General features: G+C 80.0%; 1 protein-coding gene and 1 pseudogene. Both read right to left on the reverse strand.

Annotation, left to right across the window (positions count from 1 at the left end):
- Window positions 1-649 (reverse strand): annotated as a pseudogene (locus ACIWVC_RS33320) (hypothetical protein); the annotation flags it as partial.
- 120 nt (window positions 650-769) lie between these two features.
- On the reverse strand, window positions 770-2083 hold a 1314-nt coding region (locus ACIWVC_RS33325; RefSeq protein WP_396455068.1), incomplete at its 5' end, for an AAA family ATPase.

Raw genomic sequence — 2083 nt, forward strand, 5'->3', positions numbered from 1 at the left:
CCGCCCTGCGGCGGCGCAGGGCGCGGCCGGCGACGCTGAGGTTGAGGGCGCCGACGGCTCCGGCGGCGCCCGCCGCGGCGGCGACGAGCAGCAGCTGCCGGTCGTCGCGCCCGCCGGCGGCGACGGGCGAGATGAGGCGCGTCTGCGGCATCGCGGCGGTCCCGCCGGCGGCGTCCCGGTAGGCGTTCGGGTCGGCGGCGATCTCCGGGGTGGGCAGGACGCCGGGCAGCCCCGGGGCGGCGGACGGCGCTTCGCCGGAGTAGGGCTTGAGGCCCTTCGCGTCGGTCATCGGGGCGGGCCCGGACGGGGCCGCGGCCCCGCCGCCGCTCGGCGCCGCGGCGGGCCTGCGGGTCGCCTTCGCCGGCGCCGCGGGCGCCTTCTTCGTGGTCTTCTTCGTCGTGTTCTGGCTGGTCTTCTTCGGCGTGGGCTTCGGGGTCGGCGTGGGCGTCGGCGTGGGGCTCTTCGGGGCGAGCGCCTCGCGCAGGTTGCCGAGGTTGCACTTCCAGTTCTCGATCGTGGTCTCGGGGTCGACGCCCTTCTTGCACTCCTCCGCCGCGGCGCCGGACGCCGGGGCCGCGAGGACCAGGACGAGCGCGCCCGCCGAGACCGCCGCCGACGCCGATCCGATCCGCCTGATCCGCTGGCGCATGCCGCCCTCCGCCCGATGCCGTGACGGGACCCCGTCAGTGCCTGACCCTTGTTGACATCGTGTCCCATACGGGGCCGTCCGTAAACCGCGACACGGGGGTTTCTTTACCTCGCCGCCGCCTCACTGGACGACCAGGGCCGCGAGCCGGGTGCGCCGCGGCGGCGCCCCCTCCTCGCGCACGGCCCTGACCAGCGCCGGACCGGCCGCCTGCACGACCGACAGGTGCCGGAGCGCCAGCCCGAACGCGGTGGCCACCAGCGGCCGCGACAGCCCCTCGGGGGTCATGACCGCGACGACCGCGGGCCGGCGCGTCCCGCGCGCCCGCGCGACCGGGACCGCCCAGCCGTGCCGCAGCCGGGCCGCGTCCGCCGGCGCGACCACGGCCCGGCCGGCGGGGAAGTCGACGTCGAGGCCGTGCGGGCCGCCGCCCGCCACCACGCCGGTCTCGCCGACCGCCGCCTGGGGGAGCGGCGCGGCGACGACCACCCGGTCGCCGGGGTCCATCCCGCCGAACGCGCCGGGCCCGGGGTTCAGCCGGGCCTTCAGCGCCGCGTTGAGCGCGCCGGCGCCCGCCGGGCCGCCGGCGGCGGGCGCGACGACCTGGACGTCCTCGACCGGGATGCCGAGCGCGCGGGGGATCGAGTCGGTGACGAGCTGGACCGCCCGGTGCACCGCCTCGCCGGGGTCGGCGGCGGGCACGATGACGACCTCCCGGCCCGGCGCGTCCACGGCGGGCAGGGCGCCGCCGCGCACCGCCGCCGCGAGCGCGGCGAGCGGGGAGGACGCCGGCGCGGCGTCCAGCTCCACCACCGGGACGGTCTCGGACGCCTCCAGGTCGAGCAGGGGCCGTCCGGGCCCCGCGGGCGGCGCGGCGGCAGGCTCGGCGCACAGCACCAGGTGCGCGCCGTCGGGGCACGCCTCGGCCAGCACCGCGCACAGCTCGACGTCCAGCGCCGCGGCGTCGGTCACGATGAGCAGGTCGAGGTCGAACGGGTTCCGCTCCCCGCGTCCGTAGACGACGGCGCCGGGCGCGGCGGCCGGGCCGTCCAGGGGCTCCAGCAGCCGGTGCAGGCTGGTGACCGCGACGCCCTCGGGGGCGGCCAGGCCGGCGGCGGCGCGGTCGGTCGGCGCGGCGACCGCGGCCCGCAGGCCCCGGCCCGCGGCGGCGCCGGCGATGCCCAGGGCGGCGTCCGCGAGGTCGTCCGGCGCTCCGCGCAGGATGCTCACCCCGGTGCGGAGCGCGGCGGTGAGCGCGAGCGACCGGTCCTCGGGCAGCCCCTCGCGCAGGCCCTTGACGGCCGCGTCGTCCAGCAGCGGCGCGGCGGTCAGCGTGAGCCTCCGGAACGCCTCGGCGGCGGCCTCCTCGGCGAGCGCCCACCGGGCCGCGCCGAGCATCTCCTCCGGCTCCTCGGGCTCGGCGTCCCCGCCGGACGG

This window comes from Actinomadura sp. (genome assembly GCF_044508335.1).
Taxonomy (GTDB): domain Bacteria; phylum Actinomycetota; class Actinomycetes; order Streptosporangiales; family Streptosporangiaceae; genus Spirillospora.